The organism is Nocardia sp. NPDC004260, assembly GCF_053603155.1.
The window spans coordinates 99096-115457 of record NZ_JBSGEZ010000006.1; the positions used below are offsets into that span (position 1 = coordinate 99096).

At 66.9% G+C, this 16362-nt stretch carries 16 protein-coding genes and 1 tRNA gene; 10 read left to right on the forward strand and 7 right to left on the reverse strand.

Annotated elements, in window-relative coordinates:
- Positions 1–81: 81 nt before the first annotated feature.
- From ACWEO7_RS06050 to ACWEO7_RS06060, 3 genes are all read right to left on the reverse strand, one after another.
- The gene (locus tag ACWEO7_RS06050; protein WP_452421187.1) at positions 82–1230 is read right to left on the reverse strand and encodes an acyl-CoA dehydrogenase family protein; all 1149 of its coding nucleotides are present in this window, start codon (positions 1228–1230) and stop codon (positions 82–84) included.
- Complete coding sequence (locus tag ACWEO7_RS06055; RefSeq protein ID WP_452421189.1) at positions 1230–2459, reverse strand: acyl-CoA dehydrogenase family protein; 1230 nt, start codon at positions 2457–2459, stop codon at positions 1230–1232. The genes ACWEO7_RS06050 and ACWEO7_RS06055 overlap by 1 nt, the downstream gene beginning before the upstream one ends.
- Positions 2460–2607: 148 nt before the next feature.
- The gene (locus tag ACWEO7_RS06060) at positions 2608–3144 is read right to left on the reverse strand and encodes a YdcF family protein (protein ID WP_452421190.1); all 537 of its coding nucleotides are present in this window, start codon (positions 3142–3144) and stop codon (positions 2608–2610) included.
- Between the two features lie 145 nt (positions 3145–3289).
- Between ACWEO7_RS06060 and ACWEO7_RS06065 the strand changes: the two genes are divergently transcribed.
- Both ACWEO7_RS06065 and ACWEO7_RS06070 read left to right on the forward strand, forming a co-directional pair.
- Positions 3290–4612, forward strand: coding sequence for a UDP-glucose dehydrogenase family protein (locus tag ACWEO7_RS06065; RefSeq protein ID WP_452421192.1), 1323 nt, complete (start codon positions 3290–3292; stop codon positions 4610–4612).
- Between the two features lie 196 nt (positions 4613–4808).
- Positions 4809–6074 (forward strand): Hsp70 family protein, encoded by a 1266-nt coding sequence (locus ACWEO7_RS06070; protein WP_450017748.1) that lies wholly within the window; start codon positions 4809–4811, stop codon positions 6072–6074.
- 50 nt (positions 6075–6124) lie between these two features.
- Here ACWEO7_RS06070 and ACWEO7_RS06075 read toward each other — a convergent pair whose 3' ends face one another.
- The 3 genes from ACWEO7_RS06075 to ACWEO7_RS06085 all read right to left on the reverse strand — a co-directional run bounded on the left by ACWEO7_RS06075 (position 6125) and on the right by ACWEO7_RS06085 (position 10154).
- Positions 6125–7402, reverse strand: a complete 1278-nt coding sequence (locus tag ACWEO7_RS06075; protein WP_452421194.1) for a YibE/F family protein — start codon at positions 7400–7402, stop codon at positions 6125–6127.
- A gap of 390 nt (positions 7403–7792) precedes the next feature.
- Positions 7793–9046 (reverse strand): pyridoxal phosphate-dependent aminotransferase, encoded by a 1254-nt coding sequence (locus tag ACWEO7_RS06080; protein WP_356962893.1) that lies wholly within the window; start codon positions 9044–9046, stop codon positions 7793–7795.
- 100 nt (positions 9047–9146) lie between these two features.
- Positions 9147–10154, reverse strand: a complete 1008-nt coding sequence (locus ACWEO7_RS06085; RefSeq protein ID WP_355071447.1) for an XRE family transcriptional regulator — start codon at positions 10152–10154, stop codon at positions 9147–9149.
- A gap of 560 nt (positions 10155–10714) precedes the next feature.
- Between ACWEO7_RS06085 and ACWEO7_RS06090 the strand changes: the two genes are divergently transcribed.
- A complete protein-coding gene (locus tag ACWEO7_RS06090; RefSeq protein WP_452421197.1) occupies positions 10715–11164 on the forward strand; it encodes a hypothetical protein in 450 nt (149 codons plus the stop codon).
- Positions 11165–11244: 80 nt separating this feature from the next.
- Here the strand turns inward: ACWEO7_RS06090 and dcd are convergent, their stop codons facing one another.
- Positions 11245–11844, reverse strand: a complete 600-nt coding sequence (dcd, locus tag ACWEO7_RS06095; protein ID WP_355071445.1) for a dCTP deaminase — start codon at positions 11842–11844, stop codon at positions 11245–11247.
- 112 nt (positions 11845–11956) lie between these two features.
- Between dcd and ACWEO7_RS06100 the strand changes: the two genes are divergently transcribed.
- The 7 genes from ACWEO7_RS06100 (at position 11957) to ACWEO7_RS06130 (ending at position 16328) form a co-directional block, all read left to right on the forward strand.
- A complete protein-coding gene (locus ACWEO7_RS06100) occupies positions 11957–12730 on the forward strand; it encodes an SDR family NAD(P)-dependent oxidoreductase (protein WP_452421199.1) in 774 nt (257 codons plus the stop codon).
- Positions 12731–12810: 80 nt separating this feature from the next.
- Positions 12811–13524, forward strand: coding sequence for a phosphatase PAP2 family protein (locus tag ACWEO7_RS06105; protein WP_452421201.1), 714 nt, complete (start codon positions 12811–12813; stop codon positions 13522–13524).
- Positions 13525–13635: 111 nt separating this feature from the next.
- On the forward strand, positions 13636–13923 hold the full coding sequence (locus ACWEO7_RS06110; RefSeq protein WP_452421203.1) for a WXG100 family type VII secretion target: 288 nt from the start codon (positions 13636–13638) through the stop codon (positions 13921–13923).
- Entirely contained in the window at positions 13920–14225 is a 306-nt protein-coding gene (locus tag ACWEO7_RS06115) for a WXG100 family type VII secretion target (protein ID WP_452421205.1), read from the forward strand. Before ACWEO7_RS06110 ends, ACWEO7_RS06115 begins: the two co-directional genes overlap by 4 nt.
- Entirely contained in the window at positions 14222–15511 is a 1290-nt protein-coding gene (locus ACWEO7_RS06120) for a hypothetical protein (RefSeq protein ID WP_452421207.1), read from the forward strand. The genes ACWEO7_RS06115 and ACWEO7_RS06120 overlap by 4 nt, the downstream gene beginning before the upstream one ends.
- 8 nt (positions 15512–15519) lie before the next feature.
- Positions 15520–15981: a hypothetical protein gene (locus ACWEO7_RS06125; RefSeq protein ID WP_452421209.1), complete on the forward strand. Its 462-nt coding sequence runs from the start codon at positions 15520–15522 to the stop codon at positions 15979–15981.
- Positions 15982–16254: 273 nt separating this feature from the next.
- Positions 16255–16328: transfer RNA gene (locus ACWEO7_RS06130), tRNA-Gly, on the forward strand.
- Positions 16329–16362: the final 34 nt, after the last annotated feature.

A 16362-nucleotide genomic window follows, 5' to 3' on the forward strand; every position in this document is an offset into this window, starting at 1 on the left:
GACGCTAGGAGCAAGCCACAGCGGTGAAAACGGCCCTGAACCGGCCCGGCCGGGGTTGCGGGCCTCGGCCGGAGACTCGAACTACGGCCTGGTCAGTGCCGCGTAACGAGCGAGATGTTCGTCGGTGGAGCCGAATTCGTGCTCGATCACGGTGAGCCGCTTGAAGTAGTGGCCGATGGCCAACTCTTCGGTCATGCCCATCGCGCCGTGCAGTTGCACGGCGTTCTGCCCGATGAACCGCGCCGCCCTGGCGACGGTGACCTTCGCCGCCGAGACGGCGCGGGCCCGGTCGTCGGCGGAGGCGCGCAGGGAATGGACGGCCAGGTGGACCGCCGCGATGGCCTGCTCGAGTTCGATGTACATGTCGACCATGCGATGTTGCAGCACCTGGAAGCTGCCGATCGGCTGGCCGAACTGCTCGCGCTGCTTGGCGTAGTCGATGGTGTCGGCGAGCACTTTGCGCATGCAGCCGACCGCCTCGGCACAGATCGCCGCGGTCGCTTCCGCGATGGTCGGCTCGATGACGGTCCAGCCGTCGGACTCCGTGCCGAGCAGCGCGTCGGAGGGCAGACGCAAGCCGGTGAACACGAGATCGGCGGCGGTCCGGTCGTCGATGGTGCGGTAGGCGTGCACCTCGACTCCGGCGGGCGGAGCGCTCGCGTCGAATTCGAGCCGGAACAGCGAGATACCGGTCCTGTCGCGCCGCTCGCCGGATGTGCGCGCGGTGATCACCAGGTCGGTGGCCAGCGGTGCGCTGGTCACCACGGTCTTCGCGCCGTCGAGCACCCAGGCGTCGCCGTCGCGGCGGGCGGTGGTCGACACGTCGTGCAAAGCGTGTCCCGATGACGGTTCCAGCGCGGCGAACGCGATGCGCGCGTCACCGGACACGATCCGGCGCAGCACGGCGTCGGCCTGCTCGCCACCGGAACGCCCGAGCAGACCGGCGCCGAGCACGACCGTGTCCACGAACGGCTCGACCACCAGCGCGCGGCCGAGTTCCTCGGCGATCACCATGAGTTCGACGGGGCCGCCGCCGGTGCCGTCCACCCGATCGGGCAGGGTCGCGCCGAGAATGCCCAGTTCGTCGGCGAAGCCGCGCCAGATCGCGGGCTGCCAGCCCGTCTCCGATTTCGCCGCCGCGCGGCTCTTCTCCAGGTCGTAGCGGGCGCCGAGGTATCCGGCGATCGCGGAGCGGAGCATTTCCTGCTCGTCGGTAAGCGTGAAGTCCATCAGAGTCCCAATGCTGCTTTGGCGAGGATGTTTCGCTGAATCTCGTTGCTGCCCGCGTAGATCGAGCCCGCTCGGTCGTTGAAGTACTTCAGCGGCGCGACGGCCTGCCAGTCCGCGCCGCTGTGGTAGCCGTCGGCGGGCGGCGTGAACTGGGCGATCGGGCCACCCGGCTTGGTGGCGTGCGGCTGGTAGACGCGACCGCGCGGGCCCGCGGCCTCCAGCGCCAGCTCGGTGAGCTTCTGGCTGAGTTCGGTGCCGAGGATCTTCAGGATGGAGGACGCCGGGCCCGGGTTCTTCCCCTGGGCCATCGCGGAAATCGTGCGGTATTCCAGGATTTCTAGCACCTCGGTGCGGATCCGCAAGTCCGCCAGCTTCGCCGCGAACGCGCGGTCGTCGATCAGCGGGTTGCCGTCCGGGCCGGGCTGCCGCGCCGCTTCGGCGGCGATGTCCTGGGCCATGACCTGCAGCCACGGCGCGGCCGCTCCGCCCCGCTCGTGCACCAGCAGGTACTTCGCGACGGTCCAGCCGTCATCGATCCGGCCGAGCACATTGGTCTTCGGCACTCGCACGTTGTCGAAGAAGACCTGGTTCTGCACCTGCTCGCCCGAGGTCATCACCAGCGGCCGGATCTCGATGCCCGGCGCGGTCATGTCGATCAGCAGGAACGTGATGCCCTGTTGTTTCCTACCCGTGCGCGAGGTGCGCACGAGGCAGAAGATCCAGTTCGCCTCGGTGGCGTGGGTGGTCCAGATCTTGCTGCCGGTGCATACGAAGTCCTCGCCGTCGTCGACGGCGGCCATGGTCAGCGCGGCGAGGTCCGACCCGGCCTCGGGCTCGGAGTAGCCCTGGCAGAAGAAGACCTCGCCGGTGAGGATGCGCGGCAGATAGAACGCCTTCTGTTCCGGGGTGCCGAACGCGATGATGGCCGGGGCCACCATCCTGATGCCCATCGGCGACAGCGCGGGCGCGCCGGCCAGCGCCGATTCCCGCTGGAAGATGTAGTGCTGGGTCAGGCTCCAGTCGCATCCGCCGTGTTCCACCGGCCAGGCGGGCGCAGCCCAGCCGCGCTCGTGCAGGATGCGCTGCCATTCCATGCTCGCCTCGTGGTCGGGATACACGCTCGTCGCCAGGCGCCCGGCCCGCCGCAACTCCGGCGTCAACTTCGCGTCGAGGAATCCGCGCACCTCGTCCCGAAACGCCAGATCCTCCGCTGACCAGTCGTAATCCATCTGCCCTCCCAGAGGGTGTGCGCCGTTGCTTCCATGGCGACCATCCCGCCACCACGCGACAGAATGTACGACTTTCTCTTTCACCGAGTCAAACTGAAGTCATATGCCCGCAAATGCTTCACCAGGTGAGACCGGCACTCCGAGTGTTTCAGCAGTCCTCGACGAAGGCCTTCAGGTAGCCCATCGATTGGTAGACGTAGTCGTAGGTCCAGCGGGGGATGGAGAGGGCGGGTTCGGGGTCGGTGAAGAGGAGTTCTCCGTCCCAGCACCTTTGCAAGACATAGCGGGCTCGAGAGATGTGGGGGGTGAAGGTGACGACGATGACCCGGTGCCAATTGTGGGCGCGAGCGAGGCGGGCGAGTTCGCGGCCCTCGCCGCGAGTGGTGCGCGGAGACGGGTCGAAGCACTGCACCTCGAAGCTGTAGCCGCCGTGACAGATGCGGTTCAGCATGGCGCTGTTCTCATAAGGGTTGGAGAACACCACCCGTGGCGCGAATCCCTCACGCGCCAAGCGCAGGCCCAGCTGTTCGCGTCCGTCGTGCGCACCGCCGAGCACGAGAACGGCGTCCGCCCGCGCGGGCGGATCGATCCGCGGACGCACGTAGACCGGCCACAGCGCCACCGCGGCGACCACCACCACCAGACCGGCACAGAGCCCGGTCCAGGCCAACCGACGACGTCGCACAGGCCGATGCTAGCCGGGCGCCGCGTGAGCATTACGCCAGGTCACGGCGTCCGGATCAGCGCTGTCGCCGCATGTACACCTGCTGTTGCCCGTACCCTTGCCTCGCTGACGTGGCGTGGCCATCGGCGGGGCTTACCAATCGATCATGCGATGCACAGTCTTCGGAACCGGGTATCTCGGGGCCACGCACGCGGCGTGCATGGCCGAACTCGGGCACGACGTCATCGGAGTGGACGTGGACCCGGGCAAGGTCGCGAAGCTGTCCGACGGAGTGGTGCCGTTCTACGAACCCGGCCTGGAGGATGTGCTACGTCGCAACCTCGATGCGGGCCGACTGCGGTTCACCACCTCCTACGCCGAGGCGGCCGCACACGCCGATGTGCATTTCCTCGGTGTGGGCACGCCGCAGAAGAAGGGTGAGTACGCCGCCGACTTGAAATACGTACACGCGGTGGTGGATACGCTCGCCCCGCTGCTGGAACGTCCCTCGGTGATCATCGGCAAGTCGACGGTTCCGGTCGGCACGGCGGACGCGCTGGGAGCCCGCGCTCGCGCGCTGAGTTCCACCGACGTCGAGGTGGCGTGGAATCCGGAATTCCTCCGAGAAGGCTTCGCGGTCAAAGACACCCTGCGGCCGGACCGACTGGTCCTCGGAGTCGACCGGGAGCGCGCCGCCGCCGGGTGGGTCGAGGATCTGGTGCGCGAGATCTACGCCGACCTCATCGTCGCCGAGATCCCGTTCCTGCTCACCGACCTGGCCACAGCGGAATTGGTGAAGGTCTCGGCGAACGCCTTTCTGGCGACCAAGATCTCGTTCATCAACGCGGTGTCGGAGGTATGCGAAGCGACCGGCGCCGACGTGACCATGCTGGCCGACGCTCTCGGCTACGACGCGCGCATCGGCCGTCGATTCCTCAACGCCGGACTGGGTTTCGGCGGCGGATGTCTGCCGAAGGACATCCGCGCGTTCATGGCTCGCTCCGGCGAACTCGGCGCCGACCACGCCGTCGCGTTCCTGCGCGAGGTGGACAACATCAATATGCGCCGCCGGACCAAGGTGGTCGACATGGCCGCCCGCGCCTGTGGCGGCTCACTACTCGGAGCCAACGTGGCGGTACTCGGCGCGGCGTTCAAACCGGAATCCGACGACGTCCGCGACTCGCCCGCGTTGAACGTGGCGGGCATGATCCAGCTGCACGGCGCCGTGGTGACCGTCTACGATCCCAAGGCGCTGGAGAATTCGCGCCGGGTGTTCCCCACCCTGAACTACGCGACCTCGGTCACCGAGGCGTGCGAACGCGCCGACGTGGTGCTCGTGCTCACCGAGTGGGACGAATTCACCGCGCTGCGCCCGCATGACCTGGATCGGGTGGTGCGTGCCCGCTCGATCATCGACGGCCGGAACTGTCTCAATCGTGCCACCTGGAGAGCAGCCGGATGGGTGTACGCGGGACTCGGCACACCGTAGAGTTGCGGAGCGAGGCGGGCTACTGCCAGACAGACGACCAGTCCTGCCTTAAGCACAGCTGATCGCCGACGGTAGGGTCCGTCCAGCGGGTCTCCGCCGACGGACGGCGCGGGCTCGCATGTCGTGAAGTGTGAAACGAGATGGGCAGCTGATGAGTTCGGTACTGGGAGTTTCCGTGGGGGCCGGCGCTGTCCGTATGGCGCGACCACACGCCGGAAACCCCCACGGGCATGTCTCCCCGCATTCCTTCGATCTGCAGACCATTCCGGTCGTCGACCAAAGCGTGGAACAGCTGGCGGCAGAGGCCATCGGAGTCACCCTGGAGGCCACGCCGGGTATCGGCGCCACCGCCATCGCCTACCGCAGTGAGCAGCACGCCCGCGCCATTCGCGCCGCCATGGCGCGTCAGCAGCTGACCAATTACGAACTCGTGCCCGAGATCGCGGCCGCACTCGAGTTCGCACAGGCCACCGGCGATATCCGGGGCATCTCCTCGCTGGTCGTCTACGACCTGGGCAGCTCGGGCCTGACGGTGAGTGTGGTCGACACGCAGACCCGTGAGGTCCGGCACAGCGAGCGCACCAGCGACATCAGCGGCGACTATCTCGACTCGTTGATCCGGGAGCAGCAGATCGCCTCGGGGCGGATCGCGCACCCGCCGAACGCCGCGGGCCTGGCCGCCCTGGACGCGCTGTGCCGCGAGGCCAAAGAGCAGCTCACCACCAACACCGCGGTGGCATTGCCGAGCGAGCAGGGTTTGGTGCTGCTCGCGCAGGAGAACTTCGAATCGCTGATCATGCTGGCCATCGAGTCGTCGGCGCGCATGGCGCGCGACGTGATCGTGCGCTCGGACCGCCCGGTGCACGGCGTGCTCGCCATCGGCGGTTGCGCCCGGATCCCGTTGGTGGCCAAGGTGCTCGAACGCTGGATGGGCGTGCCCGTCATCGTGCCGGACAGCCCGGAGACCGTGATGGCTCGCGGCGCCGCGCTGCTGGCCAGACCGGTCCGTAAGGAAACGCCGACGGCGGGCGGCACGCTGGACGACGAGCTGTCACCCGCATGGTTGTCGGCTCCCACCCAGCGCGGCAAACGTGAGATCAGCGGTGCGGTGCTGACCGTCAGCGCGCTGGCCGTGGTCGCCGCGATCGGGCTCGGCCTCGGTTACGGACCGCAGGTGCTGGAACGGGATTCGCACACCAGCGAGGGATCACCGTCGCTGTCGCCCACCACCACACCGCGCACGACCAGCTTGGACCCGCAGATCGCGGTCGCGCCGGGCACCACGGAATCGGCCGCGCACGAATCGCTCGCCGCGCCACCGCCGAACCGGCGGCAGACCACCAGCGAGGCGCCACCGACACCCGGCCCGAACACCATCGTGGTGCCGGGCCTTCCGCCGATCGTGGTTCCCACGATCCCGCCGGAGGTCTTCCCTTTCCCTCCGCCGCCGCCGCAACGCTGAGCCGGGCGGCCGCGTCGCACAACTCCTGACGGGACGGGTACGGGGGAGGTTCAGACCCTCGCATGCCGTGCTCGACGCGTACGCGGCGCGGGGGTGGGTTCCTTCGTCGTGAACGGGCGGGCCAGCAGCACCGCGATACCGGTGGTCAACGGCACCGAGAGCGCCAGCGCGATACCGCCGACCGCCGAGCGCGCGATCTCGATGGCAACGGCGTCACCGGTGAGCACGTCGCGGATGGACCGCCCCGCCACGCTGAACAGCAGCAACAGCGGCAGCGCCCCACCGGCGTAGGCGAGCACCAGCGTGTAGACGGTACTGGCGATGTGGTCGCGCCCCACGCGCATGGCGGCGGCGAAAACCTCGCGCCGGGAGGCCGACTGGTCGATGGCAGCCAGCTCGAACGCGGCCGACGCCTGGGTGATGGTGACGTCGTTGAGCACACCGAGCGAACCGATGATGAATCCGGCCAGCAGCAATCCGGTGATACTGACGTGCTCGATGTAGGTCGCGACGTTCGTGTTCTGTTCTTCGGAAAGCCCGGTGAGATGGGTCATCTCGATGGTGAGCCAGGACAACGCGGCGGCGAGCAGCATCGAGGTCAGCGTGCCGAGCAGCGCCGAACTGGTGCGCAGGTTCACCCCGTGCGCCAGATACAGCACCGCGTACAGGATCAGGGCGCCCGCGACCAAGGCGACCGGGATCGCCGGTTTGCCGTCCAGCAGGGCGGGCAGCAGGAACAGCACCAGGACGGCGAAGGCGAACACCAGGCCCAGCAGCGCGCGGACGCCACGCCAGCGCGCCACCGCGATGATGACCACGACGAAAGCCACCACGATCAGCGTGAGCGGCAGCCCGCGCGAGTAGTCCTCGAACGAATACAGCGGCGTCCCGCTCGGATCGGTCTGGCGGACCAGCCGCAGTTCGTCACCGGCATGCAGGTCGGGTTGGCCTGGGCCCGGTGCGATTTCCAGCAGCGTGCGGTTGCCCTTGTGCGGTCCGGACTCGATCGAGATCAGGCTGCGCTGGCAGGTGTAGGCGTTGTTGCGCGGCGGTTCGGGCTTGTCGACGAAGACCTTGCCCAGTGACGAGCTGCCGCACGGCCCGATGTCCTGCAGCACCACGGTGCCCGCCTCGGTCTGCACCGCGCCGCCGCCCGCGTTCTGCATCGGCAGCGGGATATCGATGTGCTGCTTGCTCGGCCACAGCGCGATCGCGCCGATGACGACGACGACCCCGATCGCGGTGAGCAGGCCGACGACCACGCGCGCCGCGGTCGCGCCGATCGCGATCGGTCCCGAATGATCGTGGTGATGGTGGTGGTCGCTCACCGCGCTCCTCTGTCCGATGTGTTTGCGCCCGGAGCGAGCCTAAAGGATTTCATTTTCAAGACCGTCGCGGCGGTTGCCGAACACAGCGGAGACACGGTCGATGCGAACCGATCACGAGAGAAAAGGAGTTAGAGGGGGCGGCGGAGAGCAGGGGGATGTCTCCGCCGCCCGCAGGGCAGGCGGCCCAGGGGGGTAGGCGGCCTAACCCGAGGCCGGATATGCCCAGGGGGGGTAGGCAATCCGACCGGGCACTATGAGTGCCGAGGACCACTGTACACAAAAGTACTTCTTTTGCGCTAGCTAGTCGCCAAATCCGGCGGGTATCCGTACATCGAGTTTGTTTCCAGGCCGGAAGCGGGGCGATTATATTGTCCAGCTCCTACCTTCCCACTACTGGCGATAGCTGGACAGGAAGTTGCCGAAGCGTTCGATCGCGACCGCGAGATCCCGGGCCCAGGGCAGTGTGACGATCCGCAGGTGGTCGTGGTGCGGCCAGTTGAAGCCGGTGCCCTGCACCATCAGGATCTTCTCCTGCAGCAGCAGATCCAGGATCAGCTTGGAGTCGTCGTGGATCTCGTACACATTCGGATCCAGCTTCGGGAACGCGTAGAGCGCGCCCTTCGGCTTCACACACGACACGCCGGGGATCATGTTCAACCGCTCCCACGCGACGTCGCGCTGTTCGAGCAGCCGCCCGCCGGGCAGGATCAGGTCCTCGATGCTCTGATGACCGCCGAGCGCGACCTGAATCGCATGCTGCGCGGGCACGTTCGGACACAACCGCGAGGAGGCGAGCAGGTCGATGCCCTCCAGGAACCCGGCCGCGTGCTCCTTCGGGCCCGTGATCGCCAACCAACCCGACCGGTAACCCGCGACCCGGTAGGCCTTGGACAGCCCGTTGAAGGTCAGGCACAGCAGGTCGGGCGCCACGGTGGCCAGCGAGATGTGCTTGGCGTCGTCGTAGAGGATCTTGTCGTAGATCTCGTCGGCGAGCAGCAACAGCTGATGTTTGCGAGCCAGGTCGGCGATCTGCTGGAGCACTTCGGCGGAGTACACCGCGCCGGTGGGGTTGTTCGGGTTGATCACCAGCAGCGCTTTGGTCTTGTCGGTGATCTTCGATTCGATGTCGGCGATATCGGGCTGCCAGCCGTTGGCCTCGTCACACAGGTAGTGCACCGGCGTGCCGCCCGCCAGGCTGGTCATGGCGGTCCACAGCGGGTAGTCCGGCGCCGGGATCAGCACCTCGTCGCCGTTGTCCAGCAGGGCCTGCATGGTGATGGTGATCAGCTCGGAGACGCCGTTGCCGAGGTAGACGCCGTCCACGTCCAGCTCGGGGAAGCCGGGCACGAGTTCGTAGCGGGTCACGATCGCGCGCCGCGCGGAGAGGATGCCTTTGGATTCGGAGTAGCCCTGGGCGTACGGCAGCGCCGCGATGATGTCGCGCATGATCACGTCGGGCGCCTCGAACCCGAACGGGGCGGGGTTGCCGATATTGAGCTTGAGGATGCGGTGGCCCTCGGCCTCCAGCCGTGCCGCGTGCGCGTGTACCGGTCCACGGATCTCGTAGACGACGTTCTGCAGCTTCGTGGACTGCTCCAGAACACGCGGGGGATGGTGCGGATGCTGAGGACTCACCCGTCCCATGGTGCCATCCGTCGCAACTGGATAAACCGCCTGTCCGAGCTCTCCACCGGCCGCCACGCCCGCGACGGCGGCCGCGGCCCCGCAGGGTGTGACGCGTCACTCAATGGGCCGCGCCGGGCGGGATCCCTTTGGCCGCCGTCGAGCCGCAGAATTCCTCGATCCGCTCGTCCAGCCTGCGCGCCTCGACCGAGTCGCGGAAAGCCGGAGCCGCGATCCGCCTGCGCACACCGGTCAACCGCTCCTCGAGCTGCGCGATGCGCTTGGCCTCGTCGAGCCCGAGCACCGGCTGCAGCGCCTCTGCCGCGCCGTCCAGGCTGCCGTTGATCAGGTGGGCAGCCGCGCAGTCGACCCTGGCAAGCGCCTCCGCGCCGTAGGAACGCTGTTCGGACGGGCCGTTCGAATAGAGTTCGATGGCCCGCTGGGTGGCGCCGAGCGCGGGCTCCGCCTGACCGAGGTGGATGTAGGTGGCGCCCGCGTAGTAGTTGGCCTTGGCCTCGTTGAACCCGAAGACGCCGCCCACCTCGTCGTGCAGCGTGTCGGTCGCGGCGATCTCGCGCGCGTCGTCGGCCGCCCGCACGCAGCGATCGGTGTCGGCGGCGCTGCCCAGCGCCGACCAGATGCGCGCCTCGATATTGAGCAGTCGCACCTGCGCGGTCGCGGACTCCGCGAACTCCTGCCCGCTCTGGGCGAGCTGGACCGCCCGGCGCGGCCGCTGCGACCAGTACTCGATCAGCGCGTGCATGCCGCGGGTCCAGGCCCGAAGCCCGTTGTGCCCGCACAACTCCGCGTAGGCCCATGCGGCCCGGACCTGCTCGCCCGCCGCGTCGTAGTAGCCGAGATCGGTGCTGGCGTTGGCGAGCAGGCCCGAGAGGGTGCCCGCCAAAAGATACAGATGACCGGTATCGGCGGGCCGCTGATGGCCTTCCAGCAACCGATACACCCGGCGCCGCACCCGAACCATTTCCACCATCATCGGCACCGGCGGAATGCGCACGTAGTCGTTCGCGATGCGCACGACATCCGCGTCGAGCTGGTCCAAAGTGCTCGCACCGACATTGGTGCTCTCGGCCTTGCCGGCGTGCTCGCTGGCCTCGTGGGCAGCCGCCATGATCAGATCCCTCTCCGAAATCGCTGCCAACGCAGCACCTCTCATCGCACCGGCGTCTATGAGAGCCAAAAGGTCCGCGTCGCTCGAATAATGAACGCGCGCCGAGGCGTCGGCACGCGCATCGAATCCCGGCGGGACGGTTCGATCGATCGCGGGCTGATCGATCAATGCCGCGAACCGCGCCCGCACCACATCGTCGGACCTGGCCAGTGAGGTATCCAGAGCGGCTTGGTTGATCGGTCGTGGATGAACCCGGACGCCCCCGGCTTCCCACTTCGACACCAAGCGTTCGTGCACACCCAAATGGGCCGCGAATTCCCTGATGCTCATCCGCTTGGCATCGCGAAGGGCACGGGCCTCTTTGCCTGACCAATGCGTGACCACGGTGTCATCCCTTCCGAACGAACTCCTTCCAGAGTACGAGCGGTTTGTGAGCGCGGCCACAGGTGAAATGCGGCCCGTATCAAAGGCAGCGGAAGGGCAGCGCAAGGCGGGTGAGCGGGCGATGCCGAATCACGCAGCGGGCCGGGACCATTGAGTCGGAAGGCAAGGAGTTCGCCGTGAATGTCGAGAAACTCAGGACCGTGGACGATTGGGTGGCGTTCTATCGGCACGAGTTCGGACTGCCGGTCACCGAGCGGGGCGGTTTCGCCATGCTGCCGATCACCGGACGCGTGTGCGTCGTCCACCTGCCGACCGCGCGTGCCGAGAAGGTGCGCGCCGCACTGGAACAGCAGGGAACGAGGGGTCCCATGTTGGCCAGGCAGATCCGATGGAGTTTCCTCGCCGAGCTCGACAGCCGACCGGGACCGCAGGTGCTAGAGGTGCTCAATCGGCTGGATATCGGCCTGCCCGCCGTCGGCAGCGCCGTGATGTTGCCGACCGGCCTCGGCCGCTGGACCCGGGAAGGGTGCTTCTGGGTCAGCCCGCCGAGCCGCGGTGACACGCTCCCACCGCTGTCCGTCATCCTCACAACGGCGCTCGCGGTGGGAGCGGGCGGCGGGGACTGATCACCTCCGCGGTCGGTTCCCCGCCGCCGTCCGCCGGGTCCGCTTCTCCCCCACAGTCGACGAAGCGGACTCGGCCCCGGTCAGCGTGCTTCGGCGGCGTCGATCGCGGCGGCCGGAATCGGGAAGTTCAGGTAGGACCGCGACGGAGTCGGTCCGCGCTGGCCCTGGTACTTCGAGCCCGCCACGGCGCTGCCGTACGGGTGCTCGGCCGGGCTGGTCAGCCTGAGCAGGCACAGCTGACCGATCTTCATGCCGGGCCACAGCGTGATCGGCAGATTCGCCACGTTGGACAGCTCCAGCGTGATGTGCCCGCTGAACCCGGGATCGATGAAGCCGGCGGTCGAGTGAGTCAGCAGACCCAGCCGGCCCAGGCTGGACTTGCCCTCCAACCGTCCGGCCAGATCGTCCGGCAGCGTGCAGACCTCGAGGGTGGAGCCGAGCACGAATTCGCCGGGATGCAGCACGAACGGCTCGCCCTCGCCCGGCTCGACCAGGCTGGTGAGTTCGTCCTGCCGCTGCGCCGGATCGATGTGGGTGTAGCGGGTGTTGTTGAACACCCGGAACATCCGGTCCAGGCGCACGTCGATGCTCGACGGCTGGATCAGGTTCTCCAGCAGCGGCTCGACGCCGAGACGCCCAGCGGCGATCTCCGCGCGGATGTCACGATCGGAAAGCAGCACGCGACGAGCGTAGCGCCTGCTCGCCGGGGCTCCTCAGCCGCACAGTGATATGGAGAGAACGATATTCTCGCATTCATTCGGGCGGCGCCGCCCGCGATCGAAGGGATGAACCATGTCCGAGGGCTCGCTGTTCGACCTGACCGGCCACGTCGCCGTCGTCACCGGAGGCAACTCCGGCATCGGTCTCGGATTCGCCCGGGGTCTCGCGCGGGCCGGGGCCGATGTCTGCGTCGTCGGCCGCAACGCCGAACGCAACGAGGCGGCCGCCGCCGAATTGCGCGCGTTCGGCGGGCGCGTGCTCGCGCTGAGCTGCGACGTCGGCGAGGAGCAGCAGGTGATCGACACCATCGGCCGCGCGGCCGCCGAACTCGGCCGCGTCGACTCCTGCTTCGTGAACGCCGGTGTCAGCCAGGGGTTCATTCCGTTCGTGGAGACCGATCTCGCGGAATTCCGCCGGGTCACCTCCCTCAACCTCGACGCCGCGTTCGTAACGCTGCGCGAAGCGGCGAAAGTGATGCTCGCGCAAGGCGAGGGCGGCAGCCTGGTCGCCACCGCCAGCCTCGCCGCCCACCAGGGCGTTCCGCGCGGGCAGTCGTATGCGGCCAGCAAGGCCGGGTTGATCGCCATGGTGAACTCGATCGCGGTGGAGCTGGCCAAGCACGGCATCCGCGCGAACTCGGTGTTACCCGGCTGGGTCGAGACGCCGATGACCGAAGGGGCCTTCGCGTGGGACCGTTTCCGCGAGCGCGTCCACCCGAGAATCCCGGTCCGCCGCTGGGGCCTGCCGAGCGATTTCGAATCCGTCGCCGTCTACCTCGCCAGCCCCAGCAGCGCCTACCACACCGGCGACACTCTGCTGATCGACGGCGGCTACAGCAAGTTCTGACGTGCTTCGGCCGCGGCGGTGTCATTCCAGCTGGGAAGGAGCCGGTTACCTTCGAGCGTCGGAGGTGGCAACGTGGAGGAGTGACCTCCCCTCGCATTCGCGGCATCATCGGGGTGCTCACCGCGTTGCTGGTGGTGTGCGCCGCGGCTCTCACGGCGGTCGTGGTCGGGAATCACGGTCCCGGCGGTTTCGATCGCGGCATCACCGATTGGGCCGTCACGCACCGCAACGGCACGCTGACACCGGTCGCGGTGACGGTCAGCGTGCTGGGCGGCACGCTCGCCATGACCGCCCTGGCCACTGCCACCTGCCTGGTCCTGTCCTGGCGGCGGCGCTGGACGGCGGCGGCGCTCGTCGCGATCACCGGGCTCGGCGGCGGGCTGCTCGTGCGCGGCGGCAAGCGACTGACCGACCGGGACCGCCCGCCCGTCGAGGAACACCTGATCAGCGTGTCCAACCAGGCGTACCCGTCCGGGCACAGCATGGGCTCGTTCGTCGTGGTCGGCATAGTCCTTGCGGTCGCGCTCCCCGCCATACACGGTTCCACCCTGCGTGTCTGCGCCGCGACCGCCGCCGTCCTCTTCGTCACCGCGGTCGGCCTGTCCCGTATCTACCTCGGCGTCCACTGGGCCACCGACGTCCTCGGCGGCTGGTGCTTCGGCGCGCTTTGGCTCATCCTCTGCTTGACCGTGTACCGGCGCTCGGTACCCGCCGACCGGGACGAGGGCCGGAAACCACCTACCGAGCAGGCAGTCGGACGTCGCCCGGACCCAGCGAGTGGGACTCTTTCTTAGCTGGCCCGACGGGCTTGGTCAGCGTGTGGACGTCCGAGACGGAGTGCCGTTATGGTCGTGTGCATGGGAGTTAGCGGGGGGCCTAACGGATCTGGCCGAAATCTATCAGTCGTGCCTGATGACGTGCAGGCGATCGGCCAGTACGTCTACAACATCGCCGACGCCATGAAGCAGGCTCTCGATTCCGCTGCCAGCGAGGTCGACAACCTGCTCACTTCCGACTGGACCGGCGACGCGGCCGACGAGTTCTCCACCGGGTGGACCGAAACCCGTGACGGCGGAACAAAACTCATGCAAGCGTTGACTTCTCTCGCCGAAAAGCTGGGTGTCACTGCGGCCAACTACAAGAGCACCGACACCGGCGGCGCATCCGGTCTCTCCAGCCTGGATCTGCCATGAGCTCTCAATTCAGCGTCGACCTCGAACGACTCGATCAGATCGTGTCGCGCCTCAACGGCCTGGCCGGGTTCTTACGCGATCACCTAGACGAACTCGACCACAAGGTCACTGCCTTGCACAGCGGCAGCTGGGAATCTGCCGCGGCCGGCGCCTACGCCGACGCGCACACGCAATGGCTCGCGGCCGCCCGCGAATTCGCCGACGGCGTCGCCGCCGTGAGCGATGCCGCGCAGAAAGCGCACGGACGCTATACCCGCGCCATCGAGGCCAACCGCCGCATGCTGCGGTCGGGGCAGGCATGATCGTCGACTGGCAGACCTACTACGACGCCGCCAAGAAATGCCATGACCTCGCCGACGACCTCCGCAAAGCCGACAAGCCGGTCCACGATGCGATCAAAGGTGAATGCGCGGGGATGGCCGGCGACGCCCCCGGCTGCAAACAGTGGGGTGAGGCGTACGACAAAGCCGCCCAGCAGACCATGCAGGCCTGCTCGAGCCTGGCCAACGCCCTCACCAACTACGGCGCGGTGCTGTATGCCAACGGCTACAACTACGCCATCGCCAACAAGAGCAACCCCGCCCCGCCCCGCATCCACGCCCAGGAAGTCGGCGAGTACAAGGTCAGCATCCCATCCTCGGTGGCCGACAATGGAGTCGGCTTCACCGACCACGGCGGCCTGAAGGAATTCCTGGACAAACTCGTCGCCAAAGTCCTCTCCGCCTTCGGCAAACTCCCCAATGGCGACCACACCAAACTCGACAAAGCCCACACCACCTGGAAAACCTTCGCCAACCACGACACCATCACCGGCGCGTCCGCCCGTATATCCGCCATTTCGGCACTGTTCGACGGCATGGACGACGCCACCAACCGGCAACTGCTCCAAGACCATTTCACGACTCTGAAAACCAGTGCCGACACCGTCAGCACCGCCGCGCAGAAAATGGCCGCACCCGTTGGCGACTACAAGAACGCGACCATCGCCCTCGGGAACGACAACGCCAAAGCGATCAACGCGCTGGAGCTGTCCATCAGCTTGATCGCGATAACCGCCGGTGTCGCTTTCCTGTTCAGCCTCGGCTCCTCCGCCGTCGCCGCAGCCGCCGCGATAGACGCCGACGTGGTCGCCACGATCAACGCGATCCAAACCTCCTACCGCGCCAGCCAAATGGTCCGAGTCATCGGTCTGACCAGTCTCGCCGCAGGGGCTGTCGGCACGATCGACGCCTTCCACGCTCTACCCGCCGTCGACCTCGACAAAGCCATCACCAACCTCGCCGCCATCATCGGCATGACGTCGACCATCGATGACGATCACCCCGGTGATTCCGATGAACCGGACTTCCGCCACAGCGAATACACTCAAGCCGAGATAGAAGAATTCATCAACGGACATACCGGCGACGGGAATCCGACGATGGACCGACCGACTCCCCAGCAAGTTCATGACGCCCTGACAAAAGGCACACCGGAACCGATGGGCGACGGACGCACAGCGGAGCAGGCCGAGCAATTTGTGTACAAGGGAGTCAAGGTGGTCGTGAACTACGAAATGCCATGGAAATCCACCGCCTGGAAACTGTGAGGAAAAGAATGTCGAACCCCGGGGATCGCGCGCATCGTCATTTCACCGAGGATGAGATAGTCGATATCAGGAGTCACCCGGTCACACTGAAATCGGGAGAGGAACGCGATGCGATCCGCTTGGCGGATTCATGGGAAGCGCACGTCGAGAAGATCGATCGCGACAGAAGCCTGCCCTGGTCGGACCGCACCGTCTGGAACGAATACGATCTCCACGCCGCTTACACTGTCCGGGATTACCTGGAAAGTGCCGTGAATCAATTGCCGACGATGCTCGCCGCCAAGGTGAATAATTATGTCTCCGATGCAGACAACAGATTTACGTCTATCACTGTCGAAGATTCAGGAAAGCGCATGGCAGCAGTCGCGAACATCGACACAACCGGACGTGGATGGTGGTGGTTCCGCATACCCGACTCCGGTCCGATCGTTGAAGACCTTGCTCGCTGGAGCCGATTCGAGAACAAATAGCCGATCGTCCGGAAGAGCGACCACCAGGGGCGGCGGTACGACGAGGAGAAGGCGGGATCCTTGCGGTGGAGCCCATCCGGTTGTTGAAGGTGGACCCACTACAGCCCGCTCAGCGGCCCGCCAGGATGCGCCCGAGAACCACACACGCTCAGCTGAAAATCCGGAGTAGCTCCCGGACCTGAGCCTCGAACGGGCTCAGTCCGGACGCCAGATCAAGGGAGTTGACCTACATAGCGCCTGGTCTGATAGAGTCGCGGACGCGCGTAGAGCAGTGCCGATGTAGTTCAATGGTAGAACTTCTGCTTCCCAAGCAGACAGCGCGGGTTCGATTCCCGTCATCGGCTCCACCACAAAACCCGTCCTGATCAGGGCGGGTTTTGT